Below are 26,763 nucleotides of genomic sequence, written 5' to 3' on the forward strand. Positions count from 1 at the left end.
TATGGTCACACAAGCGAAAGCGCTCATGCAGCGGTTCGTCCAGCGGCGCGCCAAGAAGGGCGCAGGACAGGATTATGCAACGTCCCACTGGAAGCTCATGTACCGTGAGCTGAAACGGCATAAGCTGGCTCGAATTAGTCTTTATATTCTTGGATTTTTTTACCTTGTTGCTTTGCTGGGCGGGTTTATCGCACCGCAAGGACTTGAAAGCTATAGCGGCGAGTATATGAACAGCGCGCCAACCAAGCTGCGTATGATCGATGCCAATGGCAAGTTTCATATTCAGCCATTCGTATATGGGCTGAAGTCCGAGCGTGATCCCGAGACGCTGCGCAAACGGTTCGTTGAGGACCCGGAGCAGCTCTTCCCGGTGAAGCTGTTCGTTCACGGATCGAGCTATTCTTTTCTAGGTCTCTTCAAGACGGATATTCATCTGTTTGGCGTGGATGAGCCGGGCCGGATTTTTCTATTCGGTACGGACAGCATGGGCCGGGATATGTTCTCCCGCGTCGTGCTTGGCAGTCAAGTATCGTTGACGCTGCCGCTTGTCGGCGTATCGATCAGCTTCTTGCTGGGGCTGCTTATCGGCGGCATATCTGGATATGCCGGCGGCAGAGTGGATGCGGTTATTCAGCGATTCATCGATATTGTTCGTTCATTCCCGACGCTGCCGCTCTGGATGGCACTCGCGGCAGCTATACCGCCAAGAGTTGGAGTCGTGGAAATGTTCTTCTACATTACGATTATTATGGCATTCATCGAGTGGACCGGGCTTGCCCGTGTCGTCCGAAGTAAATTTATTTCTTTGCGTTCTGAGGATTATGTGACAGCGGCGAAGATTGCAGGCGTAAGCGATTTGCGCATCATTTTTGCCCATCTCGTGCCGGGCTTTATCAGTTATCTGGTCGTAGCGGCAACGCTGGCGATTCCGGGCATGATCATTGGCGAGACGGCGATGAGCTTCCTTGGCCTCGGCATTCGATCACCGGCTACAAGCTGGGGAGTGCTCATGCAGGAAGCGCAGCAGATTGAGAACGTAGCGCTGTATCCGTGGAAGCTTATTCCTCTTTTATTCGTTATTGTCACGGTACTGGCATTTAATTTCCTCGGGGACGGTCTTCGCGACGCAGCGGACCCTTACAGTCATGGCAATGGGGCTAAATCGGCGAAAAGAAAGGGGAAGCGCAAGTGGGTGAGCTTAAAGTCGAAGAAAAAACAGCTGGAGGCCTAACGTCATCGGCTGCGCCGGTCGTTGAGGTCAACGGTCTTCGCGTCGGTTTTCGGACGCAAGCCGGTGTAGTACAGGCAGTAGACGGCATCGATATGAAGATCGGGCCGGGCCGGACGCTGGCTCTCGTAGGCGAATCGGGCTGCGGTAAAAGCGTAACCGGCAAAGCGCTGCTGGCGCTTCAACCTAAGCATGCTGAGGTAACCGGCGAAATTCTGCTGTCGACTGCGGATACGAAGGGCAAAGGGCGTCTTGATCTGGTGAAGCTGAAACCAGACAGCAAAGAGATGAGAGCGGTACGCGGCGGTTCTGTATCGATGATTTTCCAAGAGCCGATGACGGCTTTGTCACCCCTCCATACGGTAGGGGATCAAATTATGGAGAACGTCCTGCTGCACCGGACGCGCAATCGCAAGGAAGCGAAGCGGATTGCGCTGGATATGATGAAGCGCGTAGGTATCGGCAATGCCGAGCAGCGGCTGGATCAATATCCGCATGAATTTTCCGGCGGGATGAGGCAGCGGGTTATGATTGCGATGGCTTTGTCATGCAATCCGACGCTGCTCATTGCTGATGAGCCAACGACCGCGCTGGACGTGACCATTCAGGCGCAAGTGCTGGAATTGATGAGAAAGCTGCAGCGGGAGCTGGGTATGGCGACGTTATTCATTACGCATGACCTTGGCGTTGTTGCCGAGACGGCTGATGACGTTGCGGTCATGTACTTGGGACGGATCGTGGAGACGGCGCCGGTAAGGGAGCTGTTCAGCAATCCGAAGCATCCGTATACGAAAGGACTTATGAAGTCCATTCCAAGAATCGGGAGCCAGACGGGGCGTCTTGCTTCAATTGAAGGGACGGTGCCGCTGCCGCTCAACCGTCCGCCGATGTGCGGCTTCTATGAGCGCTGCCCGGAGCGGATTGAAGGGGTGTGCAATGCAATGGACGTTCCGGAGACGCAAATCGGTCCGGATCACCGGGTACGTTGTTTCCTTTACAACGATGAAGGCTCTAAAGCGAAGGAGGCGAAGATGCATGGCTGAACCGCTGTTGAAAGTAGAAGAGTTGACGAAGCTTTATCCGGGCGAGCGTAAAGATTCCCCTGTACAAGCTGTTGGCGGAGTATCGTTTGAAGTGCAGCGCGGTGAAGTGTTCAGTATCGTAGGCGAATCGGGCTGCGGCAAAACGACGCTGGGCCGCTGCATTGTACGAGGGCTTGAGGCAAGCTCAGGCAGAGTGCTGTATACGTCAACCGATGGCGGAACGGTTGATTTTCTCCGCGCGGAAAAGCGTGATTTCAAACGGCTGCGCAAGGATATTCAATTGATTTTCCAAGATCCGTATTCCTCGCTGAATCCGAGAATGACGGTATTCGATATTATCAGCGAGCCGTTGAAAGCCAATTTCAAGCTGAGCAAGCAAGAGCTGGAGGAGCGGGTAACCGCCATCGCAGAGAAAACCGGACTTAACCCGCAATATTTGCGGCGTTATCCACATGCTTTCTCCGGCGGACAGCGCCAGCGGATCGGTATCGCCCGTGCACTCGTGACGGAGCCGCAACTCGTCGTATGCGACGAAGCGGTATCGGCGCTCGACGTTTCCATTCAAGCGCAAATTATTAATTTGCTGAAGGATTTGCAGGAGCAGTTGAAGATGACCTACATTTTCATCTCTCATGACCTGTCGGTCGTCGAGCATGTGTCCGACCGGGTTGCGGTGATGTACTTGGGACGGATCGTCGAGTTGTCACCCAAGAAGGAATTGTTTGCGCGGCCGCTTCATCCGTATACGGAGTCGCTGCTTTCCGCGGCACCTGTGCCGGACCCTGACGGCAAACGCGAGCGCATTCTATTGGAGGGCGAAGTGCCGAATCCGGCCGACCCGCCAACCGGCTGCCACTTCCATCCGCGCTGCCGCTTCCGCACTTCATTATGCGAGACTACGGTGCCGGAGCTTCGCGAGGTTTTACCAGGCCGGATGGCGGCTTGTCATTATGGAGAGGAGTTGATGCTCAAAGGAATCGATAAAGGCTAGGACAAGTATAAGAGCTCTACGCTCCCGGAGTGCGAATACACCACGAGCCCTATAACTTCTGATGCCGGGTGAACGGTAAAACGCTTAGAAACAGCAGCTTGCATTCATTATCGGTTATAACAGGAGAGGGAGTGGATTAAATAATGAAGTTGAAATCGGATATGACGAAAAGATGGGCTAGCGTAATGGCGGCTGTCCTCTTTGTCACCTTATTAGCAGCAGTCGGCAGTACAGCGAAGGTTAGCGCAGCAGGGCCGGTCACCATTTATCGCGACGGCAATTTTTCGGGCGTGTCCCAAGAACTGACCGCGGGCTTCTACAATGTCAACGAGCTTAAAGCTGTCGTAGGCAATGATCAGATTTCCTCTGTCCGGGTTGCGCCAGGATACCGGGTAACGCTGTATAAGGATTATAACTTCTCCGGCGGTTCCAAGGTTATCACTGCCGATACCGAATGGCTTGACGATTTCAATGATGAAGTATCCAGCTTAAAGGTTGAAGTCATCGGCGGACCGCATAAGCCGGTCACTGTATATGCCAATGCGCCTTACGGCGGGTTGGAGCAGGAGTTTGATGTCGGCAGCTACAACGTAGAAGCGCTCAATGTTGTCGGCAATGATCAAATCTCTGCTATGCGGGTTGCTCCGGGTTATAAAGTAACGCTGTATAAAAATTCGAATTTCTCCGGCGACTCGAAAGTCTATACATCCGACGCGATTTACCTCGATGGCTTCAATGATGCGACCTCCAGCTTGAAGGTCGAGGCGATCTCGCCGCTTGACGCTACTGCCGTTGCCGTTCCGGGCAATGCTTATTCGGAGAGCTCAAAGCGTGAGCTGCTGCAAACCTTTGCACCGAGAATCTGGTTTGCGCAAGGCGAAGTGTACTTCCCGTCTTCGGTAGAATACACATTCCCCTATGTCGATCGGTACTTAAATCCAAGCTCCGGCAAATACGAGCTGAAGACGAAAACCGAGTTGAATCCTTACGACAAGAAGCTGCCTTACTTCCAAGGCGATCTGGCGAATGCGCCAATCTATTCGTTCTGGGTAGAGAAAGAATATGGCAATGTTGACTTGGTTTACTTCCAGTTCAGCGCTTATGATCTTGGTAAAACCGTTGTTGGTCAGGAGTTCGGCAACCATGTTGGCGACTTCGAGCGCGTCACTGTCCGGTTGGCCAAATTCGAGCATGAAGGCACGAAGTACCTGAAGCCGGTTCAAGTGTACTACGGTGCACACTCCTTCGGAACGACTTACAATTGGAATGAAGTCGATAAAATCAGCGGGACGCACCCCGTTGCCTATTCCGCATTTGGCTCACACGGCATGTGGAAGGATCAAGGCAGTCATGTGTATCAGAACATCGTCGTTGCGCAGTTAACCGACGTTACGAATCAAGGAACGGCATGGGATACGTGGAACCGCGTGCAGGCGTTTGAATATTTCCCGCTGCAGTCAACAGGAGTTGGCTTAGGCAACCCATGGCCGACTTGGCTGGACAAGGATTATACGAACCCGAATAGCGGTGCGATCTACCGTTTCGGCAACCCGTCGCAAGGCTCGTTGTTCGGCCAGCCGTTGCTGGCAGGCGGACCTTCCGGCCCGCAAGAAAAAACGTCCCTCACGAGCGACGTTATACTCGATTAGCATATAACAGAAGAAAGGCTGTCCAAAACGCGGTATGCGCTTGGACAGCCTTTTTCTATGATTGATCCGTCTGACTAGAGTTAGGTCTGTCGAGGTGTGGTAGGTTCGAGCAGATTCAGCGCAATGAGTTTGTCGATGACCTGCTTCGCCATTTCGTCCGTCGATTGAAGCCCGTCCAGCAAAATATCGCAGTCCGGTGAAACGGCTTCAAACATTTTCAGATAGGAGATACGTCCGCCGCGAAGATATTCCTCCAGAAAATCTTCTACATATTGAACGCGTTCGTCTAATGGGAGATGGGTGAAATCATGGCGTAAATTTCGCAGCAGCCTGCGGGCTAAGGCAGTGTCTAAGGGAAGCTCGATGCATCCGACAAAATCGGTCAGATCCGCCATGCCTATTCGGTTCCTCCCGAACGGCTCTTCGAGAATAATATATTTGGCCGGCTGCAGCTTGCGGTTCCAGGCATCGGTAACCTCGGCCCCGTAGGCTAGTGCTTTTAAATCGCGAAAGAAGACGGGGCTTTCAATTTGCTGGACATCGACTTCTTTACCGTCCGCAAGATCCTGATAGAGATTAGGAGGATATACCGTCGTATCCTGATAAGCGTCGAAGAAAAAGGTCACCGAATCCGGTATGAGTTCACCTAACCGGGTAACGAGCGTGCTTTTGCCGACAGCGGATGCCGAGCCGCAGATTGTAATAATAGTGCTTCTTGTTTTAATAAGGGCCATTTAGGTCGGATCTCCTCTCAAGAATAAATCTAGCTTCGAATTCACTTCATCCGGCTTCTCCAAATTCATCATATGTCCGACGCCGGAGACCATCTCGACCTGCAGGTCGAGCCCCAAGCCATTGGCTCGTGCGAATGCCGAGGGAGCATCGCTGATCACTTCCTGGTCGCCAAGCAGAAGCAGAACAGGCATCGTTAACCGGTGCAGCTCCTCATCGCTATATACGCTGGGTGCAACTCGCAAGGATAGCGTTCCATACTTGAAAGCGGCATAGAATTGCTCAGCCAGCAGCTTATTCAGACGATGGCGGGACAGCCATCTGAGGAACAGGTTTACATTCCATTTGACCGGCAGCGCAGCCATCAGAATAATGCGGTTAATAAAGGCTTTATGCAGCGGTACGAAGGAGGCGGCTGGGCTTAACAGAAACAGCTTCTTCACGCGCTGCGGCGCATGGCCTGCGTAATTGATGGCCTGAAAGGCCCCGTAGGATATGCCCCCGAGCGTGAAGTCCTTAATTTGCAGAGCGGTCAGCGTCTCCTCCAGCCATTGCGCACATTGCTCCAGACTGGCAGGGAGGTTGCTCGGCCTGCTGTTATTCAGATCACCGATGAAATCAAGGGCATAGACGCGATGCTGCTCAGCCAGCGTTGCGATGTTAGGGTGCCAGACCGTTGAACTAAACCCCATTGCGTGCAGCAGCACCAACGGTTCTCCATTCTCAGGACCGCAAGCGACCACATGAGTGTCGCCAAAGCTCGTCTGTACATAGAAGGTGGAATGCGTGACATCCCACTGGGCAAGACTTTTTGAATAATGATCTTTGTAACGAGTTTCTTTCTGTAAGGTCTTGAAATGAAGCGGGTTCTCTGATGTGGTCGTGGCGGTCTGCGGCATCACATAATCCCTCCTCGCGGTATTTGGAAGCTTCCGACTGACAGGATGGTGGTCTGATGATAGTTTCTAAGACGCCTTGCGAAGCTTTAATTTGTCCTTGGCTACATTATCGTTAAGGATAGATTTAAGCGCAGCCACACCTGGAGGCAACTGGTTCGTAATAGTAGCTTTCGGCAATAGGAGTGCGCGATTGCTTCCGACATAGATACAAATTAAAAATTTAGATTCCGTAACTTTAAAAATTTCCTTCCAATTAATATGGTAGGCCCCGGAGTCAGACGCTGTGGATATCCCGGTATCGGAAAACGTGTAGGAATGATTATGTTGAAGCAGCGCATCCGACTGATACATCCGATTGGAGCGGAAAGCGACGAACAGATACATTAGACCACTGATAAGTGCGCTTATACCTGCTCCGCCTAGTACAGCAACCGTCACGGTAAGCTCATCCAAGGGCGTGCTTCTTGCCATGACTATTACCGCAAATAGTAACCAATAGACGAAGAAACTAATGACTAATGATTTTTTTTGATGCTGCAGGTTAAGATGTTGAATGTCTTTCCGGGTGAGACGGATATCAAATGATAGTTGTTGCGAGTCTTTCATGCTGCGGTTCCTCCTGAATGTAGTAAATCGTTAATTAATAGAAGAAAATAATAGATATATAGGCAGAATCTCCTTATTTTAACCTAACTCTTGCAGATGCAGCAATACATGACCGTATTGACTTTGCCGTAACGTCATCGTTTATCCTCCGGTTATCCAATATCTTAGGAGGTATATGATGAGAATACGCATTAAAGACGTCTTTATCCTGACCATGGCAGAGTGCGATAATTCTCCTGTACGGGGCGATATTCTAATAGAAGACGATACGATTACGAAGCTGGGCCCGGATATTGTGGAGGAAGCGGATGAGGTGATTGAAGGCAAGGGCAGGTTTGTTGCCATGCCCGGTCTGATCAATGCGCATCAGCATACACCAATGAGCCTGTTGAAGGGGTTCTCGGATGATCTGAAGCTGATGGATTGGCTTGAACGTAAAATGCTGCCTGCAGAGGCTAGAATGACGCCCGAGGACATCTACTGGGGATCAAAGCTTTCGATGGCGGAGATGATTAAGTCGGGAACGACGGCTTTTGCCGATATGTACATCCATATGAATGAAATTGCTGTGGCAGTAGAGGAAGTCGGAATGCGCGCTTCTTTAACCCGGGGGCTTGTGTTTCTAGAGGATGATGGGGGCAAAAGATTAGCAGAGGCGCTTGAGCTCGTGGAGCGCTGGCATGGAAAAGCTGACGGAAGAATCACGACGATGCTCGGTCCGCATGCTCCTTATACCTGTCCGCCTGAGCCGCTATCCAGAGTCATTCGAATGGCTGAAGAGATGACGCTTCCTGTGCATATTCATTTGGCGGAAACGAAAGAGGAGATCGTCAAGATTAGAGAACAATACAATCAGACGCCTACAGAGTATTTGTACAATCTCGGGCTCTTTGATCAAGCGCATGTCCTATTGGCTCACAGTGTGCATGTGAATCGCCGGGATATTGGTTATTTGAAGGGAATGCGAGGGGGCGTGTCGCATAACCCGGTCAGCAACTTGAAGCTGGGATGCGGCATTGCGCCTGTTACTGAAATGATAAAGCAAGGGATTACAGTAGGTCTGGGTACTGATGGGTCGGGGAGTGCCACGACGGTCGATATGTTTGAGGAGATTAAGGCCGCGACATGGCTGCAAAAGCTGGATTACGGCGATCCGACCGTGCTTCCCGCAGGCCAAGCACTTCGTATGGCAACAAGCGAAGGGGCGAAGCTGCTGAATATCGCTCATCAAGCGGGGACCCTTGAAGTTGGGAAGAAGGCCGATCTGATTCTGATCGATTTGAACAAACCGCATCTGCAGCCGATGCATAACATCGAGTCTCTGCTGGCCTATAGCGTAAATGGTGCCGATGTCGATACAACAATCGTCAACGGGAAGGTACTGATGCGCAACCGGAAGCTAACGACAATCGATGAAGAGGAGTTGTTGAAGCAGGTAGCTGTTCGTTCAAAAAGAATTGTAGCGGGTATCTAGAGCTGCAGCAGAAAGCGTGGATTTTAACCATACAAAAAGGGAAGACGGAGCATCCGGCAGGAGTCTTCCCTTTTTTATAATACCAGTCAGCTATTCGTTCGGATACACCATGACTTTAAGGCTGCCGGCCTTATTCGTCCGGGCTCTCTCCATCGCTTCCTGCGTTTGAGCAAGCGGATAGCGGTCGGTAATAAGCGATCCGACATCAGAAATACCGGAAGCAAGGGCGGCTATACCGCTTGGATAAGTATTGGCGTAACGGAATACGCCATATAGATCAAATTCATTGTCAGCAATAGAAGGAATGTTGAGCGGAATTTCGGCCTGGGCCGGCAGCCCGACAATAGCCAGCTTACCGCCGCGGCGGAGCGAACCGAGAGCTGCCTGCAAGGCGTGGGGACTGCCCGCCGTTTCCCAAGCGACGTCCACGCCGATACCGCCTGTCAGCCTGCGAATTTCCTCTACTGCATTATGGTCGCGTACGTTGATTGCATGGGTTGCGCCAAGCCGGATCGCAGCCTCCAGACGGATTGGCTCCAGATCCGTAACGAAGATTTGACTTACGCCGTAGGCTTTAGCCGCTACAACCGCCATCAGGCCGACGGGGCCCATGCCCATAATGGCAACTGTCGAACCTGGCTTGAGCTGCGTGCGTGCAGCCGCATGAAGGCCAACGGAGAAGGGCTCGTTCAACGACGCTTCCTCAAAGCTCAGGTGGTCTGGAATGTGGAATAAGTTGTCCTCACGCATGACGATGTACTGAACAAAAGCGCCATCAACGGGCGGAGTAGCCAGGAATTGTACCTCCGGGCACAGATTATATCTTCCTTGCTTGCAGTATTCGCAGCGGCCGCATACGATGCCGGGCTCCACCGCCACCCGGTCGCCATTCCGGAAGCGGGAGACCTTTTCGCCGGTTGCAGCAACGATACCCGCGCATTCGTGTCCGAGTATGATCGGCTTCTCGACGACATACGGACCGATCTTGCCATGCTCGTAGTAGTGAATGTCTGACCCGCATATGCCCACAGCCATTACTTTAACTAGCACCTCATCGGGGCCAGGCTGTGGAACGGGAAGCTCCTGAATGACGATTTCTCCCGGTTTCAACATGACGGCTGCCTTCATAACGGCAGGAATTTCTGATTGTACCATAGCGTTGTTCGCTCCTTATGTCGGAATGGGACGGATAGCTGCCTCAATAAAAAACTATACAGCCGCTGCAGCTTCTTGTGCGATCAGCGAGTCGATGATCATTTTGAAGATGGCCAGGTCATTTTTATAATCCTCGGGAGTTGTCTTTATTTCCGTGCCCTTCGTAATCGCGTCATAGAAGTACCGAAGCTCTCGCGTATAGGGGTCGGTAAGTGTTGGACGAACGACGGATTGCTTGAATGTTTCACCTGCAGTCTCGACGATATGCAATTCGGTCGGCAGATGACGGATATAAGGCGAGTTGTATTGAATCCGAACGGACTTGGTGCTGGAATACAGCTCAATATGGGCGTCAAACCGGCCCTGTGCATCAACGCCAGTCTCGAAGGTGACACCGAAATGGCCATAGTCGAGAATGGAGCTCAGGAAGTTGCCCCCCGAAGCGGTTGGAATCTCGGACAGCTTGGAGCCGATGACCCGTTTCGGCATGCCGATCAATTCCCTCATGGCGGAGAGGTCATGGCTGGATAAGCCGCACAGTAGGCGATATAGCGAGCTGTACGGGGAAGAGGCGTCGAGTCCAGTCGCTTCTTTGACGAGCCGTTCTGCACGGACTCGCTTGTCTTCCTTCAATTCATCCGGAATATCGTGGAAGGTCAAGACGTTGCTGGATTGTTGAACGAAAAAGCTGTTTGGCCCAATAATGTCACGTACGCGAATATAGTGGATGTTGTCGAAGCCGCCAATTTCCTTTACCGCCTCTTCGAACGCTGCCGCATAGCGTCTCATATAGCCGACCATCACTTTGACGTTGTTCCGGTCACGGGCTTCAATAATAGCGTCCGCTTCGGATTGCGTCAGCGTCATTGGCTTTTCGACAAGCACATGCTTGCCCTCGTTGGCTGCCGCAATCACGCATTCAGCATGATATTCATCGCTGTTCAATACAAATACAGCATCGATATCGGCTTGCTTAACAAGCTCAGAGGCTTCCGTATATAGATTCGTTACCCGATACTTCTCTCCCATGGCTGCGACCAGCTGAGGTGAAATATCGCAGAGGGCGACGATTTTGTATTGACCAGGCAAAGAGTCCAATACGGGCAGGTGAATGACTTGTGCGACTTCTCCGAGTCCTATTATGCCGACATTAATGATGGTTGTGTTCATCGAGTTTCTCTCCTTATATGTTTCAAGTATTAGCCTTTGACTGAGCCGGAGGCCGCGCCATAAGCGATATATTTTTGTACGAATAACAGGAAGATCAATATAGGCAATGCCGACAGTGTTGCTGCAGCCGTCAGTCCGCCCCACTGCGTGGCGTTCTGCTGCATGAACATTTGCAGTCCAAGCGGCAAGGTCATCAGGCTTTCTTTCTTAATGAAGATGTTCGGAATGATATAGTCGTTCCAGGACAGCAGAATCGTAAAGATCGATACGGCCGCAATGCCCGGACCTGAGATCGGGAGCACAATTCGGGTGAAGGTACTCCAGCGGTTGCAGCCGTCCATCCAGGCCGCTTCCTCAATTTCGCCCGGGATGGAGTCGAAGAATCCTCTGAACATGAGGACGGACACCGGCAGACTAATCGAAGTTTGGATCAGGATGACCCCCGTCAGAGTATCGATCAGATGCAGCGAACGGAACGCCAGGAACAGCGGCAGCATGACCAGCACGAACGGAAACATTTGAAGCAGCAGCAGTACGACAGAGAAGGAGCCCGTCAGCCTTGTACGGAAGCGTGAGATCGCATACCCGGCCAGAGCGCCAATCAGGATAGTTGCCACAACGGTAAGAGAAGTAACTATAATGCTATTGATAAACTGCTGCCAGAAGGCAGATTTGTCATTGACAAACAGATAATTTTCCATGGTCCATTGCTGCGGCATCACCTGTGTCGAGGTCATAATTTCTGTATTCGATTTGAAGGAATTCAGCACCATTGTGATGACGGGCAGGTTCACGACAATGGATATGACCAGCAAAAAGAGGAATACAAGAGCAATTAGCGGTTTTTTAATCATCGTCTAATCCTCCTTCTTCTGGACTCTCATTAGAATCAGTGCAAGAGCCAGCAGAACGATCAAGCTCAGAATGCCGAGTGCGGAGCCGATGCCGGTTGAGCTTTTGATAAAGGCATATTTATAGCTCATAATAATCAGGTTTTGAGTAGCATCAAGCGGTCCGCCAGATGTCAGCAGCCACAGGACGTCAAAGTCATTGAAGCTCCAAATGCTCATCAGAATCCAGCTTACGAAGGTTGCAGTCTTGAGCTGCGGCAGCGTAATGCTGACAAAAGTCCGCCATTTGCCGGCCCCGTCAATGCTCGCCGCTTCGTACATATCGTTGTTAATCGTCTGTAAGGTTGCCAGCAGGGAGACCATCATGAACGGGAAGCTTCTCCAGATTTTGACCATGATAACGGAGAATACGGCCCATTTTTCCGAGCTAAGGAATAGAATCGGTTCGAAGCCAAACGCTTGAATGACAGTATTAACTAGTGCGGTCTGATCTCCAATCATCGAGCGCCAGCCGACCATCGAGACGATGGAGGATACGACCCAAGGCACGAGCAAGGCTACCCGGAAAATGCCTCTGCCGGGAATGTTCATATTGAGCAGCATGGCGAGGAACAGTCCGACCACATAGCTGCCGAGAACGGAGCAGATCGTAAATCCGATGCTGAAGGTGAAGGCTTTCCAAAATTCACTCATCCGGAATATCTCCGCAAAATTCGCGAAGCCGACGAAGGAGCCGGAATCCAGCAAGGAGCCGTCTTTCAGACTATAGATAATACCGGAGATGAAAGGATACAGACTGACAAGGGATATAAATAGGATTGCCGGGCCGAGCATGCGAAGCTGCAGCCACTTCACGCCTTGTTCTTTCATGGATGTCACTCACTTTCCCGAATGCGGGAGGAGGCGCCGTATGGCGCTCCCCGCATCCAAGTCATCATTTTTTGTTGCCCATGATTGTCTCGTATTTCTTGGCGGTTTCTTCCATCGATTCTTTGACAGGTTTACCGGACATCAGCTTCTGAATCATCGTCAGCGTTGTTCCGTCGCCCTCAATTTCGTTCAGCTCAGGGAATCCGCCAGGAGCTTGGAAGCCCGTTGTTTTCATAATGCCAAGGTATTTGTCGGCAATCAGCTTGAGAATCGGATTGTTCTGCCAGTAAGGATCTTGAGTGAAGGATTGTTTAACCGGGAATCCGCCTTGCTTACCTACTGTCCAGAGTGTCTTGTTGTTCTCGGACCACCACTTAAGGAAGGTTTTCGCTTCATCCGGGTGCTTGGTCGCTTTATAGATCATGATGTTGTTAACCCAGCCGAGCGTAGCTTTATCGCCATGCGGTCCAGCGAGCGGCTCCAACACGCCGATTTTATCCGCAAGTTCCGGGAAGCTGTCCGGCAAGCTTGGGGTGTGAATGAACACACCGCCGCGTCCGGCGCCGAATTCCTTGACGCCGCTGTCGCCGTTGAAGCCCAGCATAGCTGGATTGACAGAGCCGTCACTAACGATATCGGCCAAGAATTGAGCCGCCTCAACGTTACGTTCATTCAACAGATCAACTTTCTTGTCTGGTGTGAAGATGCCGCCGCCGTTGTTCAGCATAAGGGAGAAGAGCGCTTGAAGGCCCAAGTTCGGGTCATTGCCCGGCAGTACAAGGCCGTATTTGCCGTTGCCGTTGATTTTCTTCAAGTCAGCTCTCAGCTCGTCCCATGTCTTCGGAAGCTCGGTAATGCCAGCCTCTTGGAAAACATCCTTGCGGTAAAAAGGAACCCGGATGTCGATCATCCACGGGAAAGCGACATAATGTCCGTTATACTTAAGCGCCTCGACACTGCCTGGCACGAAATCATCCAGCTTGCCTTCACTTCTCAGCTCTTCAACGACATCATCAATGGGAAGGATGGCATCATTGTCCGTGAACTGGAACGCTTGATAGCCTGCGCCTGTGCTAATATCCGGCGGAGCACCTGCTGCGATGGCGGTCGTGAAGGTCTGGTACCAGTTGTTCCATGGCGTAGACTGGTAGGTCACTTTAATCGTCGGATGCTCGCTGTTGAATTGTTCAACCAGCTTTTGCGCTTCCTCCACATAGGATGGAGGACCCCAGACCATATCCCAAAAATTAATTTCAACGGGCTTCTCTGCAGTGCCGCTTCCCGGCTTGGAGCCGTTTGTCTGCGGTTCACTGTTACCACCCTTGCTGCAAGCGGTTACAGAAAAAGCAATTACGATAATGAACAAAACCGTCAACCATTTCTTCGACATTCTTTTAGACATTTACATTCACCCCTATTTATGTTCGTAGTAGCCTCTTGCCGATTTCGTAGCCGTAAGACGGGTCTGTCATCACCACCTTCAAATAATATAAAACGTTTAATTATAATTAGAATAACATGTTAAAACGCTTACAACTATAAATAAAATTGAAACGTTTATATTTTGAAGAATAGCTTATCGGCACCCATCTGTCAATATTAGATTTGGGCGCCGCTGCTTTCTCGAATAATCAGCTTCATAGGGAATGTGACTGTTTTCGCAAAATGATCGGTATCCGGCTTCTCGATTTGCTCAATTAGAATGGTAACGGCAGAGCTCGCCATCTCGGTAATCGGCTGTCTGACGGTCGTTAGAGCAGGACGGTACAGGCTGGCCATATTAATGTCATCGAATCCAACAACAGCTTTGTCTGATGGAACATGCATGCCCATATCCTCAAAGGCTTTGATCGCGCCGATCGCAATCAGATCGTTGGAGCAAAAAATCGCAGTGAATTCTACCTTATCCTTGCACAGCTTCTTGGCGCAGTCATAGCCGTATTGGCTGAAGAACTCAAATTTCTCTTCCTGGCCGCTGATCATAAGCCGTTCATCAACAGGGATTCTATTCAGCATCAGCGAATTACGGTAGCCAAGCTCCCGTTCAATGCCGCTCAAATAAGACCCGATATAAGCGATCTTCGTATGGCCCAGCGAAATCAGATGATCGACTACCTCCATGGAGCTAGCCATGTAGTCTCCCCATACAGTCGTCAGCTTCTTCTCGTAAGGGTGGAAGGAAACGAGCGGAATCCCCCACTCCAGCAGCGCCTCAACATAGCGTTTGTCCGCTTTGCTTCCAAGGCCAAGAGAGGCGATAATAACGCCGTCGACATTGCGCTCCTTGAGCGTATTCAACGAAATTTGTTCCACCTTAGGATCGGATTCAGTCGTTAAAATAAGCAGGGTGTAGCCGAAGTTAAGCAACTGTCTTTGTATGTTGCCGGCGAGAGAACCCCAGAATTCATTGGAAAGGGAAGGGACGACCATACCGATTGTGTTGGTCTTCTTCCGGATCATCGTTCTGGCGGCTTGATCCGGAACGTAGTTCAGCTTTTCAATGACCCGAGCAACCTTTTCCTTCGTCTCTTTCTTTACGATATCCTTGCCGTTAATGACGTTGGAGACAGTAGCGATAGATACTTTGGCTTCTCTAGCGACATCCTTAATGGTAGCCTTCATGATTGTCCCCCTTGAAAAATTTAAACGTTTAATATTATCTTTAAATATTCACAGGGGATTGTCAACCTAATTGTTGAGATGAGGCTTTTCCTCTATCCAAGAATGAGTTTCATACCCTCATGGCTGGCGACAAACCCAAGGCGGTCGTAGAAACGATGAGCGTCCCCACGCTGTTTGTCCGTTGTCAGTTGTACAAGCCCGCATCCGGCAGACTTGGCAATGGCGATTGCTTCTTTGAACAAAGCTTCGCCTACCCCTTTTCCCCGGTAGCTGCCGTCGACCCGCACTCCTTCGATTTGAGCACGCAGCATGCCTTGCCGGGCTAGGCCGGGTATAATCACTAGTTGGAGGCATCCAATAATAGCTTCTTCGTCGATGGCTAGAATGATCTGATTGCCGGTCTGCGCCTCCATGGCGGCAAAGGCTTCGTGGTAAATAGCGGGAAGCGGGTCTTCAAAGCGCTCGCGCTGCGAGCCGAGCTCGTCGTCCGCAAGCATGCGGACAATAGCGGGCAGGTCGGTTTCCTGTGCTTTTCGGAAATGCATGGTGGTTCACTCCTTGATTGCGCATGTTCTGTTGCTCTTGAATGTTATTTTATAAGGTTCGTATAACTAAGCCTTTTATTGAAAAGGTGTAAGATGGGGGTTAAAGATCATTTTTGTATTAAGTTTGCTATGTCTGACTGCTATTAGAATTATAAATCAATTCAATTCATATTGTTTAACTAATCAATTTACCTATTACCAAAAAATAATGGCAATTATTACATCTTTAATAATTGACCTATAGTCAGTCTTTATATAAGTCTTTATACCATTAAGTTTTTCATTATTCTTTAATCTCAGTGTTGGCACGGCTGAATGATATAATGACATTCCAAGTAGTAGGGGAATAATTGCAACTGTTATTGCATCGAAGAAAAATGAGGAGTTAAATTTAAATTCACTATTAAGGTTGTCGACCGTAAAAAATTGAAGGAACATTGATATAAAAATACTAACAGATAGAAAAATAGATATGACTTTAAAAACTAAAGTCCGTACATCATTTTTATATTTCTTTAATTCGTTAATAGTCACCGCTTCTAGAAGATCGAGGCTACTTATAGTGTTCGAATGAATTTTTATTCGGCAATTATTCTTTATAACCTTTAGCGTGGAATATTCAAATTCAATACATGAATCTTCGTCACATAATAAAAAGTTGAGATTTATTAGAGATTTCGATGATCGAAGTTCACTAATAAATGATTCAATATCAGTAGTGTTATAATTAAACTTATCATTATCTATTTCAGAATATATCAGGACTCTGTTACTTTTGAAGAACAAAATAAGTGATATTAGCTCTTCTTTTGTTAACTCATATTTTAACAACTTAAGGGATTTATTATAACGATAATCAACTTCCGATTTCATGAAATCACCCTTTCAATAAATGAATCTGAAGATTAGCATTTAATTTTATATTAATTAGTGCATATTTTATCATTAAAAAGAAAAGATATTTCAAGCTAACTCTTCGATGTATTAATTAGATGTCAGGATTATCGGCTTCTTCATTTTTTTTATTTATTGCAAAAGGTGATTGTATCTTGAATCGATCTTTAAAAACAGTAAATGAAGATATTGCATATACTACTGTAATATAGCTTAATGCAATTTGTAGAAGAACCGTTAATCGGGCACTATTAGAAATTGGGTTGATATCTCCATACCCTACCGTAGTAAATGTAACCACACTAAAATAAATAAAAGAAACCAATTGACTCAAAAGATCATTTCCTACATCCCCTTTAAAAGCTTGATGGTCAATCTCATAAAGCATAAGGTATACCAAAGAAAAATAGAGGCAACTTGAAAAAATCATTGTTGCAATTTTTATTAATGCAGAAACGGTATCGTTATTTTCGGAGGACTCGGCAATTTTTTCAAACAAGAATCCAACATAAACTGTGGAAACCAATAAACTAAAGAAAAGAAGAATATAGTCCAAGTTTCCATTGGTTAATATCGAAAAAACATGACTAATGCGCTCTATTAAATAAATCATTAAAAGCATGACTACTGGTGAAAAAACGATTGCTCTACTACTAATAAATTTACTAATCAGTTTAAATAAATACAGTATTGCAAAAATACCTATAATTGAAAGCAAACCAATTATTTTATCTTGCATATATATTAATCTCCCTAAAATTGTAGTATTTATGAAGCTTACATCTTCTATTGGATAAGATTTCAAGTTATTCAAATCGACTATATCACGCTATCTGTCTTATGTATAGGATAATAGACTTAGAGTAACGCCTACTTTCCATAACATTACAAGTTTCTGCTATCCTCCAGTGTACAATACGAGCCATGAACGCTCCCATTGTATGGCGCGGTGGGAATCGAAGGAAATCACTCCTGCCAAACTTCACCATCAATTCACCGAAATCTAGCATGTCACGAGGAAGCAAGCCCTCGGTCGCTGCCACTAGATCCATACCTACACTTTCCAATGCTTTGATTCCCCGAGTTCCCCATCCGATGCCCTCCTGTCACTGTTGCTTCTTTATAATATTGCGATAGTACGCACCCTGGCAGAGCTAACGAGTTTCCGAAGAATAACTGCCTTTCTAGATTGTGAGGAGGAAGAACTCGCCTTTAAGTACAAGCGTTCACGGCCGATCGTGTTGCACTTGGGACTTGCTGGAGCATTTGAATGTAATTTGGGCTGACATTGAGGAGGAGACTGCAAAGGGGGTTTGATTTGGCCGTGCTTCGGCAGGAATCGTCGAGCTGGGGCGAATGGCGGGCGTATATGTAGTAATTGATTTCCCAGTAAAGAAAGCTATACAAGATCAACACAGAGCGCTAACCGATGGTCAATTTGAAATAGATCATCTTTAGATACATCATGGTCTATTTCAACAGGCGGCGGATTTACACCTAAATTCCAGGGGGCTGACCCCCAGCTATTTAATCCCACGAACACAACAACAAAAAACAAAAGAACCGCACAATTATTGTACGGTTCTGAAATGTTTGAAAATGGCGGCCCCGGCCAGAATCGAACTGACATCTACCCTTTAGGAGAGGGTTGCTCTATCCGTTGAGCTACGGAGCCGTGAAAGTAAAAATATGACAAAAGTTGAATGAGGCCTAAAAATTTGCATCCACCAATCTCTGCTCACAGAGCTGTTCGAGCCCAATTGTTGTTTCAATGCTGTCGCTCAATCCTGCTGAGCTACGGGCGCGCAGCAAGTATTATTTTAACATGGGAGCTTTTAGGGTGCAACTCAACTGTAGCGAGCTAGCGCAGCTTTCTGTTCAACTTTCATCCGTCCGCTTCTAGTGTTCTTAAAGGTCTCAAAGGGCGTTAAGTATAGAAGGGGAGTACGTGAAAGATACATTAAAGGCCCTGCCGGGCCTTAACTAACCAGAGAATGGCCAAAATCCTCGATTTAAATGGCTATCGGCTTTAGTTAAGGTATTTCCAGGGTCTTAAGTAAGAGGGGAACGTGCCATATAGTCGTGATAAGGCCTTTTGAAGGTCTTATCGGAAACGGATAGCCCCGAAGAGTTGGCCGTGAGTTTGAGTAAGCACATTTAAGGGGCTGCACCCTTTAGAATCCCATTGGTTAACCCAATGATCATTCTACAGGGTGCATTTCCTTCCTCAATAGAGGATTGTAACTCTAGCTTTACTTCCCAAAAAGCTCATTATACCGCTGCGCAGGCGCAACGCGGTAAGATGATCGCCCGTCAGCATCGGCCACAGCGCCGCCCTCAGCTTCCAATCCCCAGCCGAACGAAAGCACAGACGCGAGCTGAGATGCCTCAGCTTCCGTCAGCGATGCGATAACGATTTCCGAGTCCGGTTCGAGGACGAGCTCCGCATCTTGCTGAAGTGCGACCAAGATCCAGCTATGAATGCCGCGAATCGTATTGTATTTGATCTGATAGCCGTTCTCCACGGCATCTTTCAACACTGCTGGCTCCTCAGACGCCAAAGTCTTCAGACCGGCATAGTCGAACTTGAACTTGCTGTCATCTTGCGGCAGATCGCCGCTGTTCACGCGTTCAATGATTTGCTCTCCTGTCCAGCCCAGCGATTTGAGCGACTCCAGCTGCAGGGCATCCCATTGCGACAGTTTAGCTTTGTTTTCATTCGTATGAGACATGATGATCACTCCTTATTTTCGAATAAAATAATAGGTTCCCCTATGTGAAAGAGACGCTCCCGGCCAATCGACTCGGCCGGGGGGCGTCTCTTATCTATGCCTAGCTGCTTATTTGCTTGCTTTGTAAGCGTTCAGGAATTCATTCGCTTTCGCTGCATCAGCTTTCAGTTCAAGACCTGTATTTACCATAGGGGTAAGCGTAGATGTCGCTTTGAATTTGTTGCCGCCATAGTAAGTGATGAAGTCTTCTTGGTTCAGGGAGTACAGCACAGCTTTGCGCAGATCCGCGCTTTCTGCAACTGGACGGTTCTTCGTGTTGAACAGCAGGTACGTTACCGCGTTGCTCGGAAGCGTCTGGAGCGAAAGCTTAGCATCGCCCTTTACGATATCGAACTTCGTCTCGGAAACGCCGTAGTACAGGTGAATCTCGCCGCTGCGAAGTGCGGACAACGAGCTGTCTGCATCTTTGATGAAGCGGATTTTGATGTTGTTGATTTTAGGCTCATGCTCCGTGCCTTTCATGTAGGCCGGGTTTTTGTAGAAGATGGCATCGTAATCGTTTTTGTACGACAGGATGTAAGGACCGCTTGTATACAGCGTGTTGTTGTACGCGCTGCCTTCCGTTACGGTGTTTTGGTCGCCGTAAGGAATATCTTTGTTCGGATCGAATTTTGCAACGTCATAAGTGTTGATTTTTTCAACTTGTTTCTTGGATACGATACCAGCCGATTGATGTGCCAGGTAGTTCAGCACTTGCGGGAAAGGTGTCGTTGTCGTCAGCTTCACAACTTGATATTTGCCCGATGCGTTGTTTGCTTGCGTCTTGTCGGATACAAGCTCGGAAATTTTCGAATCCAGACCTTTTTCCAGAGCAGCTTTAACTGTGGAATCACCGCCGGATACTTTGATTGCATCAAGTGCGGCAAGGTCCGTTACGACTTCAGCAGATTTAATGTGCTCGTGCAAAGTAAATGTACGGTGGTCAGGTACGGAGTTTTTGTCCTTCGCACGGTCCAGCGAGAAGATAACGTCGTCTGCGCCTACGCGTTCGCCTGTATCGACAGCCAGCTTGTCCTTGATTTGGGCAAAGTTGATGTCATCTCTCAGGACGAAGTAGTAGTCGGAGTTGCCTTCCGCAATCGCATGGTTGCGCGACAGGGAACCGGCAGATGTGATTTTATCATCATCTGTAAGATTAACCAGACGAACGTATTGGTTCGTATTAATGATGTTGATGGAACCGTCGTTGCCTTTGATCGGGTCAAGCGACGTCAGTGTAGGCATGGTGGATTGAAGCACCAGTGCGTCTTTGCTGCGTTTCGATACGTCGTTGAAGTCCAGCTCTTCCCAAGGGAGCGAACGGGATTTGGAGAGGCGTACGGAAGCCGGATTCAGCACGTCTTTGTTGAAAGCTTGTGCTTTGAGCGAGCTGTACAGCGGAACGATATAGGCTTTGTCGAAAACAAGCTTTTGCTCGAAATCTTTGTACGTAGCTGCAAATTGCTCAGGCGTCTGGGAAGCTGCTTGGTCAATAAGCGCATCGATTTCCGAGTCGGACATGATGCTGTAGTCGCCGCCAGTTTTAAAGAGTGAGCGAACTGCGTAGTCCGGGTTGCCTGTTACAGTAGTCCAGCCGGACAGCGAGACGTCGAAGTTGCCTGCATCCTGCTGTGCTTTGTAGCTGCTGTAGTCAGCTTGTACGTTCAGCTTAACGTTGAAGCCGTTTTTGGACAGCTGATCGCGGATAATATTAAGATCGGCCTCGTTGGCGCTCATGCCGAGCACCTCGATGTCTACGGGATTGCTGTCAACGACGGCAGTGCCTTCAGTTGGTTTCGGGGATTCCGAAACGTCTTTCTTGGTTGTAAGCGAGCAGCCGCTGATCATAATGGTCAAGCTGAGCAGAATGGCTGCGAATTTACCTTTGTTTTTCATGATGTTCCCCTCCTGAAAAGATGTTTATTTATAGTTAACTCACATTCATTCATCGTCCATTCATGGTTTCGAAACGTAGATGTAGATAGAATATGAATGAGGTTACTTAAGGTAGATGCTGCTTTTGGGTAAAAGCTAATCCAGCTTCGGATCAAGCGCATCGCGCAAGCCGTCGCCAAGGAAGTTGAATGACAGCACCAGGCCGATAATGGCTAGACCCGGATAGATAGCGGTATAGGAGTGGGTCTCCAAATACGCGCTGCCTAGCTTCAATATATTGCCCCACTCCGGAATATGCGGCTCCACGCCCAGTCCGAGGAAGCTTAAGCTGCTCGTTGAGATGACGGCCGTTCCGATTGTAAGGGTGGATTTGACGATCATCGGCGCCAAGGAATTCGGCACGATATGCTTGAACAAGATTTTCATATCGCCGGAACCAAAGGCACGCGCGGCTTGCACATATTCGAGCGTGGATACCAGCATGACGTTCGCCCTCATCGTACGGGCGTATGTCGGAATGGCGCCAACACTGAGTGCAATAATCAGGTTGGTTGTGCTGGCACCGAAGGCAGCGATAATAGCGATGGCCAGCAGAATACCAGGAATCGAGTACAAGATATCGAGCGCACGCATAATGATGTTGTCCGCTTGACGGCCGTAATAACCGGATATCGCGCCAAGCGCGCCGCCGATCAGTACCGGAATCAAGGTAGACAATAAGCCTACGACAAGCGAGATGCGCGCTCCGAATACGATTCTTGAGAACAAGTCACGGCCGAAGTTGTCCGTGCCGAGCGGGTATTCGAGGCTCGGCGGCTGGAAGATCGCGCTGTAATTGTTGTCGATGGCCATTCCGTAATCGAAGGTCAAATAGCTTGTGACAGATACGGTAAGCAGGAACAGAATAAACAGCAAACCCAGCATGGAGGTTGAGCTTCTGGATAACCGGTCGACGATGTCATTAAGCTTGGACCCGGCCGTGTAGCCTTTGTCCCGAAGCTTGCCGATTAGCAGCAGGCCAAGGAACAAGGCAAACAGGTTGCCGGATACGGAGGTTACAATTAATAACAAAGCGACGGGCCACATCCATGCTGGCAGCAGGGTTCCATTTGCGAATTTACCGACGAGCAGCAGGGAGATTAATTGTACCGCTGCTGATAAAAGCAACAGAACCATGCCAATCAGGAAATTGTCCGATACGTAAGGCTTAAACAGGTTAAGCGCCGAGACCGCGAATACGAGTAAGGTTGTCATCAGCGTATAGACGGCTAACGTATAAGCGGCGGTTTTCTTCCGCTTGATGAGCTGGAAAGCTACAGCGGCTATGAAAATATTGGCGGTCAACAAGCTCAACAGGAGTACATATCCCAGACCTCTCGTTGCGGCAGTGATTTCGCCCTTTCGGATCAGGTTGCTGCGAATGAGCGCCCATACTGCAAGCTGCAAGCCGGCAAAGACAAAGTAGGCGATGCTGAAGGCCAGCACAGCCGGCTTGAACGCGCCTGCCGCTGCCGAGTAGCTATTAAGAAGGAACACTAGGGCCAGCCCCAGCGATACGATGCCTGCAAAGCTGGCTTGTCCATATTCAGAGGCTGATTTCAGCCGAAAGTTTATTTCTTGTTTTGTACTAGCTGGATTCGTCACGAGTTGCACCTGCTTTAGTATTGTTTCATCTTGGAACGAATTCGCGGATCAAAGAATGCGTACATCAAGTCAACGATAACGTTGATGATCGAGATGGTAATGGCTGTATAGACGACGCCGCCCATAATACTCGGGATGTCGGGTATAAATTGCTTGTCTACAATAAAGCTGCCGATACCGCTAATGTTGAATACCTTCTCCGTAACCGCAGCTCCGCCGAGCATGGCTCCGAATTGAAGGCCGATCACGGTAATAATCGGAATAAGTGCGTTGCCTACTGCATGCTTCCACAGCACAGTTCTGCGAGCAAGTCCCTTTGCCCGGGCAGTAATAATGTAATCCTCATGAATAACTTCAAGCGTCGAAGATCTTGTCATCCGGGCTACGGCAGCGGTTAATCCCGTGCCAAGCACGATGATCGGCATGATCGCTGACAGCCAGTTGTTCGGGCTATACGTAGCCGGGAGCAAGGACCATTTTATCGAGAAATTCAGGATAAAGATAAGACCTTGCCAAAAGTTCGGAATCGATAATCCGAGCAGTGCGATGAACATAAAGGTATAGTCGAAAAACGAGTTCGGCCTAGTGGCCGAAATAATGCCAATCGGCAGCGCGATCAATACGGCGATCAAGGTGGAGATAACCGTGAGCGTCAACGTAACCGGGAATTTATTTGCGATGGACACGGTCACGTTCTCGTTGCCGGAGAAAGAGCGCCCCAGATCGAATGTGAAAATGCCCTTAAGTGTATTCCATAACTGCACCAGGTAAGGCTGGTCCAGTCCGTATAGATGATTGAAGGCCGCGATTTGCTCATCCGTCGCCGTCTCGCCGAGAATATTGGCGGCAGGACTCATGGGTGAAATGTACAGAATCGTGAAAACAACGAACGCGACGCCCAAAATAACGAACAGCGTCATGAACAGCCGTTCTGCGATGTATTTGGCATAAGCGCTGGCATACACCGCCATTAGTACGTACATCGGCAATCCGAGCAGCCACGAGAGGGCGAAGAATAATGGATTGCCTATCAGAGAGTGGAACGTTTCGGCAAAATTCAGGTTTTGCTTGTAGTCGCCGCTCAAGGCTCCATCATGAAGTCGTTCTTGAACATGAGCCTCGAACTTGGCCGAAGCCAATCGTTCCGCTTCGCGGTTCAGTTGCTCCGCTGAGACCGTCTGTCCGAAGAAAGCATGCTTGCGTCTCAGTTGATCCTTCGCTTCCTCTAATAGCCGTTCTTTGCTGCCGGAGGCAATCAGGCTGGCTCTCAGTTCTTCCGCTTGTCTGCGAGAGCCGTCTGCAGATTTGCGATATTGATAAACCCCGAATACAATTAGTGTAATTGGTGCCCCAAGCAGAAGTAACAGCAGCCGGTAGGCGGGGTTGATATACATTTTACGATAGATGGCGGCAATACGATCTGTGAAGCCGTATCCCGTTGCAGCAGCATCGCCAGTCAATCTATATTCGCTCCTTTTTTAATTGCATTATTCCGATAGATATAGTAGATTTTATTTTAAGGGTAGATAAAAGTCAAGTTTCATTCTATTTTCTCATATATATTTTCATTCTGACCGCGAAGAGTTGAACAAATTCGTAAAAATATATAAAAAAAGGTGACATCATGAATGCATTGCTTCAGGTTAATCAATTATCGGTTTCATTTTTTTGCGAGAGACAAGGAAGTAGAGGCCGTTCGAAATGTAAGCTTCGAGGTTCGCAAGGGAGAGACGCTTGGCATCGTCGGCGAATCCGGCAGCGGCAAGAGCGTAACGGCGCGTACGATTATGCGTCTATTGCCGTCTCCGCCTTCTATGGTGAAGGGCGGGGAAGTGCTGTTCCAAGGCAAAAAATCTGGCGGACAAAAGCGACGCGGAAATGGAGGCGATCCGCGGCAAGGAGATCGGCATGATCTTCCAGGACCCGATGTCTTCGCTTAATCCGACGATGCGAATCGGTAAGCAGATTGAGGAGAGCCTCATTAAGCACCGCAAAATGGGCAGATCGGAGGCGAGGGGCGAGGCCATTGAGATGTTGAGGATGGTCGGTATCCCGAACGCCGAGACGCGTTATTCCCAGTATCCGCATGAGTTCTCCGGAGGGATGCGCCAGCGTGTTATGATCGCAATTGCGTTAGCATGCCGGCCGTCGCTGCTTATTGCAGATGAACCTACAACAGCACTCGACGTGACGATCCAAGCGCAAATTTTGAACCAAATGAAGGTGCTTCAGAAGGAACTGGGCACTTCTATTATATTAATTACGCATGACCTGGGCGTTGTAGCCGGGATGTGCGACCGTGTCGTCGTCATGAAGGACGGGGAGATTGTAGAGACGGGAACGACGGAGGAGCTGTTCGCGAATCCGCAGCACCCGTATACCGTCAAGCTGCTGAACGCTTTGCCTCGGCTGGATGAGAAGAAGAAGCCGAAACCGGTGCCGCTTGTGAAACGCGCTGAAGGCGATGTGCCGCTGCTGCAGGTCAAGTCGCTAAGACAGCATTTTGATCTGGGCAAGGGTCAAATCTTGAAGGCAGTCAACAATATTAGCTTCGATATTCGCGCAGGAGAGACACTGGGTATTGTAGGCGAATCGGGAAGCGGCAAGTCGACGACAGGCCGCTCCATCCTCCGCTTGAATGAAGTGACGGGAGGAGAGGTGCTCTATCGCGGCATTCCGCTCCAGCAATTGAACCGCGGGGAAATGAAGCGGATGCGCCGTCATATGGGGATGATCTTCCAGGATCCATACGCGTCGCTGAATCCGAGGCTGCGTGTGGCGGACATTATCGGCGAGGCGTTGGACGTGCACGGCATGTCCTCCGGTAAGGAGGTACGCCAGAAGCGGATCGAGGAGCTGCTCGACATGGTTGGGCTTAACGCATCTCACGCCATGCGATACCCGCATGAGTTCTCGGGCGGGCAGAGACAGCGGATCGGGATTGCGCGGACGCTTGCCGTTGAGCCGGAGTTTATCGTCTGTGATGAACCGTTGTCGGCTTTGGACGTGTCCATACAGGCGCAGATCGTGAAGCTGCTTGAAGAGCTGCAGCAGCGCCTTGGTTTGACCTACATGTTCATTGCCCATGACTTGTCCATGGTGAAGCATATTAGCGACCGTGTGGCCGTCATGTACAAAGGCAAGATCGTAGAGCTGGCGGAGAGCGAGGAGCTGTATGCGAATCCGCTCCATGACTATACGAAGACGCTGCTCGCGGCGATTCCGGTTCCAGATCCGAAGATCGAGTCACGCAAGAAGCTCATTGTAAGTACAGAAGCATCGAAGGCCGATCCATATGGGCTTGAGCAGTCGAGTTTCTTGGAAGTATCGAAGGGGCACTGGGTAGCGGTAGCCGGAGGAGCTTAACCGGAAACAGAAGAGCGAGGTGCGACGGAACGAAAAAATGCACCATCATCGAATAAAATAGGGGATGTCCCGAAAGGTCTGAATGGACCTCGGGACATCCCCTATTTTATTTGAGAATCTGCGCTGGAGATTTCCAGCTTATAGACGGGCATCCTAGAAACAGCAAGTTTTATTTTTGCAGCGCTTCCAATTCCGTTACGCCTTCTTGCTATAGGTAATGCGGCTGGCAGTTGCCATTACTACACCCAAATACAGGGGAAAATCAGCTAGACAAAAGCTGGAGAAGATAGTATTTTTGAACTATAACATTGGAAATTGAACCAGTGATTGTCGAAAAATGCCTAAAAATTGTATTCA

General features: G+C 49.2%; 20 protein-coding genes, 1 tRNA gene and 1 pseudogene. 6 read left to right on the forward strand and 16 right to left on the reverse strand.

What is annotated here, in order from left to right:
- Position 1 precedes the first annotated feature (1 nt).
- The 4 genes from TY10_RS27090 (at position 2) to TY10_RS29280 (ending at position 4,911) form a co-directional block, all read left to right on the forward strand.
- Positions 2-1,231 (forward strand): ABC transporter permease, encoded by a 1,230-nt coding sequence (locus tag TY10_RS27090; RefSeq protein WP_042170949.1) that lies wholly within the window; start codon positions 2-4, stop codon positions 1,229-1,231.
- Positions 1,189-2,271, forward strand: coding sequence for an ABC transporter ATP-binding protein (locus TY10_RS27095; RefSeq protein ID WP_042171029.1), 1,083 nt, complete (start codon positions 1,189-1,191; stop codon positions 2,269-2,271). The genes TY10_RS27090 and TY10_RS27095 overlap by 43 nt, the downstream gene beginning before the upstream one ends.
- Positions 2,264-3,262 carry an ABC transporter ATP-binding protein gene (locus TY10_RS27100; protein ID WP_042170952.1) on the forward strand — a complete coding sequence of 333 codons (999 nt, stop codon included), beginning with the start codon at positions 2,264-2,266 and terminating at the stop codon, positions 3,260-3,262. Before TY10_RS27095 ends, TY10_RS27100 begins: the two co-directional genes overlap by 8 nt.
- 143 nt (positions 3,263-3,405) lie before the next feature.
- Positions 3,406-4,911 carry a Vps62-related protein gene (locus tag TY10_RS29280; protein ID WP_052350804.1) on the forward strand — a complete coding sequence of 502 codons (1,506 nt, stop codon included), beginning with the start codon at positions 3,406-3,408 and terminating at the stop codon, positions 4,909-4,911.
- An 80-nt stretch (positions 4,912-4,991) separates the two neighbouring features.
- Here TY10_RS29280 and TY10_RS27110 read toward each other — a convergent pair whose 3' ends face one another.
- The 3 genes from TY10_RS27110 to TY10_RS27120 form a co-directional block, all read right to left on the reverse strand.
- The gene (locus tag TY10_RS27110) at positions 4,992-5,645 is read right to left on the reverse strand and encodes a nucleoside/nucleotide kinase family protein (protein WP_042170954.1); all 654 of its coding nucleotides are present in this window, start codon (positions 5,643-5,645) and stop codon (positions 4,992-4,994) included.
- A complete protein-coding gene (locus TY10_RS27115; protein WP_042170957.1) occupies positions 5,646-6,542 on the reverse strand; it encodes an alpha/beta fold hydrolase in 897 nt (298 codons plus the stop codon).
- 66 nt (positions 6,543-6,608) lie between these two features.
- Complete coding sequence (locus tag TY10_RS27120; RefSeq protein ID WP_042170960.1) at positions 6,609-7,148, reverse strand: YcxB family protein; 540 nt, start codon at positions 7,146-7,148, stop codon at positions 6,609-6,611.
- Between the two features lie 175 nt (positions 7,149-7,323).
- On the opposite strand from TY10_RS27120, the gene TY10_RS27125 reads away from it, so the two are divergent.
- Positions 7,324-8,622, forward strand: a complete 1,299-nt coding sequence (locus tag TY10_RS27125) for an amidohydrolase (protein ID WP_042170963.1) — start codon at positions 7,324-7,326, stop codon at positions 8,620-8,622.
- Between the two features lie 90 nt (positions 8,623-8,712).
- Here the strand turns inward: TY10_RS27125 and TY10_RS27130 are convergent, their stop codons facing one another.
- The 13 genes from TY10_RS27130 to TY10_RS27200 all read right to left on the reverse strand — a co-directional run bounded on the left by TY10_RS27130 (position 8,713) and on the right by TY10_RS27200 (position 24,500).
- Positions 8,713-9,777 (reverse strand): NAD(P)-dependent alcohol dehydrogenase, encoded by a 1,065-nt coding sequence (locus tag TY10_RS27130; RefSeq protein ID WP_042170966.1) that lies wholly within the window; start codon positions 9,775-9,777, stop codon positions 8,713-8,715.
- Between the two features lie 54 nt (positions 9,778-9,831).
- Positions 9,832-10,947, reverse strand: a complete 1,116-nt coding sequence (locus TY10_RS27135) for a Gfo/Idh/MocA family protein (protein ID WP_042170969.1) — start codon at positions 10,945-10,947, stop codon at positions 9,832-9,834.
- 29 nt (positions 10,948-10,976) lie between these two features.
- A complete protein-coding gene (locus TY10_RS27140) occupies positions 10,977-11,801 on the reverse strand; it encodes a carbohydrate ABC transporter permease (protein WP_042170972.1) in 825 nt (274 codons plus the stop codon).
- Positions 11,802-11,804: 3 nt separating this feature from the next.
- Complete coding sequence (locus tag TY10_RS27145) at positions 11,805-12,668, reverse strand: carbohydrate ABC transporter permease (protein WP_042170975.1); 864 nt, start codon at positions 12,666-12,668, stop codon at positions 11,805-11,807.
- Positions 12,669-12,732: 64 nt separating this feature from the next.
- A complete protein-coding gene (locus tag TY10_RS27150) occupies positions 12,733-14,070 on the reverse strand; it encodes an ABC transporter substrate-binding protein (protein ID WP_155986067.1) in 1,338 nt (445 codons plus the stop codon).
- A gap of 197 nt (positions 14,071-14,267) precedes the next feature.
- Positions 14,268-15,290, reverse strand: coding sequence for a LacI family DNA-binding transcriptional regulator (locus TY10_RS27155; RefSeq protein ID WP_042170978.1), 1,023 nt, complete (start codon positions 15,288-15,290; stop codon positions 14,268-14,270).
- 92 nt (positions 15,291-15,382) lie between these two features.
- Positions 15,383-15,835, reverse strand: a complete 453-nt coding sequence (locus tag TY10_RS27160) for a GNAT family N-acetyltransferase (protein WP_042170980.1) — start codon at positions 15,833-15,835, stop codon at positions 15,383-15,385.
- 988 nt (positions 15,836-16,823) lie between these two features.
- Entirely contained in the window at positions 16,824-17,468 is a 645-nt protein-coding gene (locus TY10_RS29285; protein ID WP_052350805.1) for an ion channel, read from the reverse strand.
- Between the two features lie 861 nt (positions 17,469-18,329).
- A tRNA-Arg gene (locus tag TY10_RS27180) sits at positions 18,330-18,404 on the reverse strand.
- 577 nt (positions 18,405-18,981) lie between these two features.
- Positions 18,982-19,461: a hypothetical protein gene (locus TY10_RS27185; RefSeq protein ID WP_042170987.1), complete on the reverse strand. Its 480-nt coding sequence runs from the start codon at positions 19,459-19,461 to the stop codon at positions 18,982-18,984.
- A gap of 108 nt (positions 19,462-19,569) precedes the next feature.
- Positions 19,570-21,396 carry an ABC transporter substrate-binding protein gene (locus TY10_RS27190; RefSeq protein ID WP_042170990.1) on the reverse strand — a complete coding sequence of 609 codons (1,827 nt, stop codon included), beginning with the start codon at positions 21,394-21,396 and terminating at the stop codon, positions 19,570-19,572.
- A gap of 135 nt (positions 21,397-21,531) precedes the next feature.
- A complete protein-coding gene (locus TY10_RS27195) occupies positions 21,532-23,040 on the reverse strand; it encodes an ABC transporter permease (RefSeq protein ID WP_052350806.1) in 1,509 nt (502 codons plus the stop codon).
- 14 nt (positions 23,041-23,054) lie between these two features.
- Complete coding sequence (locus TY10_RS27200) at positions 23,055-24,500, reverse strand: ABC transporter permease (RefSeq protein ID WP_042170993.1); 1,446 nt, start codon at positions 24,498-24,500, stop codon at positions 23,055-23,057.
- Between the two features lie 164 nt (positions 24,501-24,664).
- Between TY10_RS27200 and TY10_RS32170 the strand changes: the two are divergent.
- Positions 24,665-26,406, forward strand: a pseudogene (locus TY10_RS32170) (ABC transporter ATP-binding protein).
- The last annotated feature ends 357 nt before the right edge of the window (positions 26,407-26,763 follow it).

This window comes from Paenibacillus gorillae (genome assembly GCF_000513275.1).
Lineage (GTDB): Bacteria > Bacillota > Bacilli > Paenibacillales > Paenibacillaceae > Pristimantibacillus > Pristimantibacillus gorillae.

Coding starts and splice junctions, on each gene's coding strand:
- TY10_RS27090 (WP_042170949.1), top strand. CDS start 2: ATGGTCACACAAGCGAAAGCGCTCATGCAGCGGTTCGTCCAGCGGCGC.
- TY10_RS27100 (WP_042170952.1), top strand. CDS start 2,264: ATGGCTGAACCGCTGTTGAAAGTAGAAGAGTTGACGAAGCTTTATCCG.
- TY10_RS29280 (WP_052350804.1), top strand. CDS start 3,406: ATGAAGTTGAAATCGGATATGACGAAAAGATGGGCTAGCGTAATGGCG.
- TY10_RS27110 (WP_042170954.1), bottom strand. CDS start 5,645: ATGGCCCTTATTAAAACAAGAAGCACTATTATTACAATCTGCGGCTCG.
- TY10_RS27115 (WP_042170957.1), bottom strand. CDS start 6,542: ATGCCGCAGACCGCCACGACCACATCAGAGAACCCGCTTCATTTCAAG.
- TY10_RS27120 (WP_042170960.1), bottom strand. CDS start 7,148: ATGAAAGACTCGCAACAACTATCATTTGATATCCGTCTCACCCGGAAA.
- TY10_RS27125 (WP_042170963.1), top strand. CDS start 7,324: ATGATGAGAATACGCATTAAAGACGTCTTTATCCTGACCATGGCAGAG.
- TY10_RS27130 (WP_042170966.1), bottom strand. CDS start 9,777: ATGGTACAATCAGAAATTCCTGCCGTTATGAAGGCAGCCGTCATGTTG.
- TY10_RS27135 (WP_042170969.1), bottom strand. CDS start 10,947: ATGAACACAACCATCATTAATGTCGGCATAATAGGACTCGGAGAAGTC.
- TY10_RS27140 (WP_042170972.1), bottom strand. CDS start 11,801: ATGATTAAAAAACCGCTAATTGCTCTTGTATTCCTCTTTTTGCTGGTC.
- TY10_RS27145 (WP_042170975.1), bottom strand. CDS start 12,668: ATGAAAGAACAAGGCGTGAAGTGGCTGCAGCTTCGCATGCTCGGCCCG.
- TY10_RS27150 (WP_155986067.1), bottom strand. CDS start 14,070: ATGTCTAAAAGAATGTCGAAGAAATGGTTGACGGTTTTGTTCATTATC.
- TY10_RS27155 (WP_042170978.1), bottom strand. CDS start 15,290: ATGAAGGCTACCATTAAGGATGTCGCTAGAGAAGCCAAAGTATCTATC.
- TY10_RS27160 (WP_042170980.1), bottom strand. CDS start 15,835: ATGCATTTCCGAAAAGCACAGGAAACCGACCTGCCCGCTATTGTCCGC.
- TY10_RS29285 (WP_052350805.1), bottom strand. CDS start 17,468: ATGCAAGATAAAATAATTGGTTTGCTTTCAATTATAGGTATTTTTGCA.
- TY10_RS27185 (WP_042170987.1), bottom strand. CDS start 19,461: ATGTCTCATACGAATGAAAACAAAGCTAAACTGTCGCAATGGGATGCC.
- TY10_RS27190 (WP_042170990.1), bottom strand. CDS start 21,396: ATGAAAAACAAAGGTAAATTCGCAGCCATTCTGCTCAGCTTGACCATT.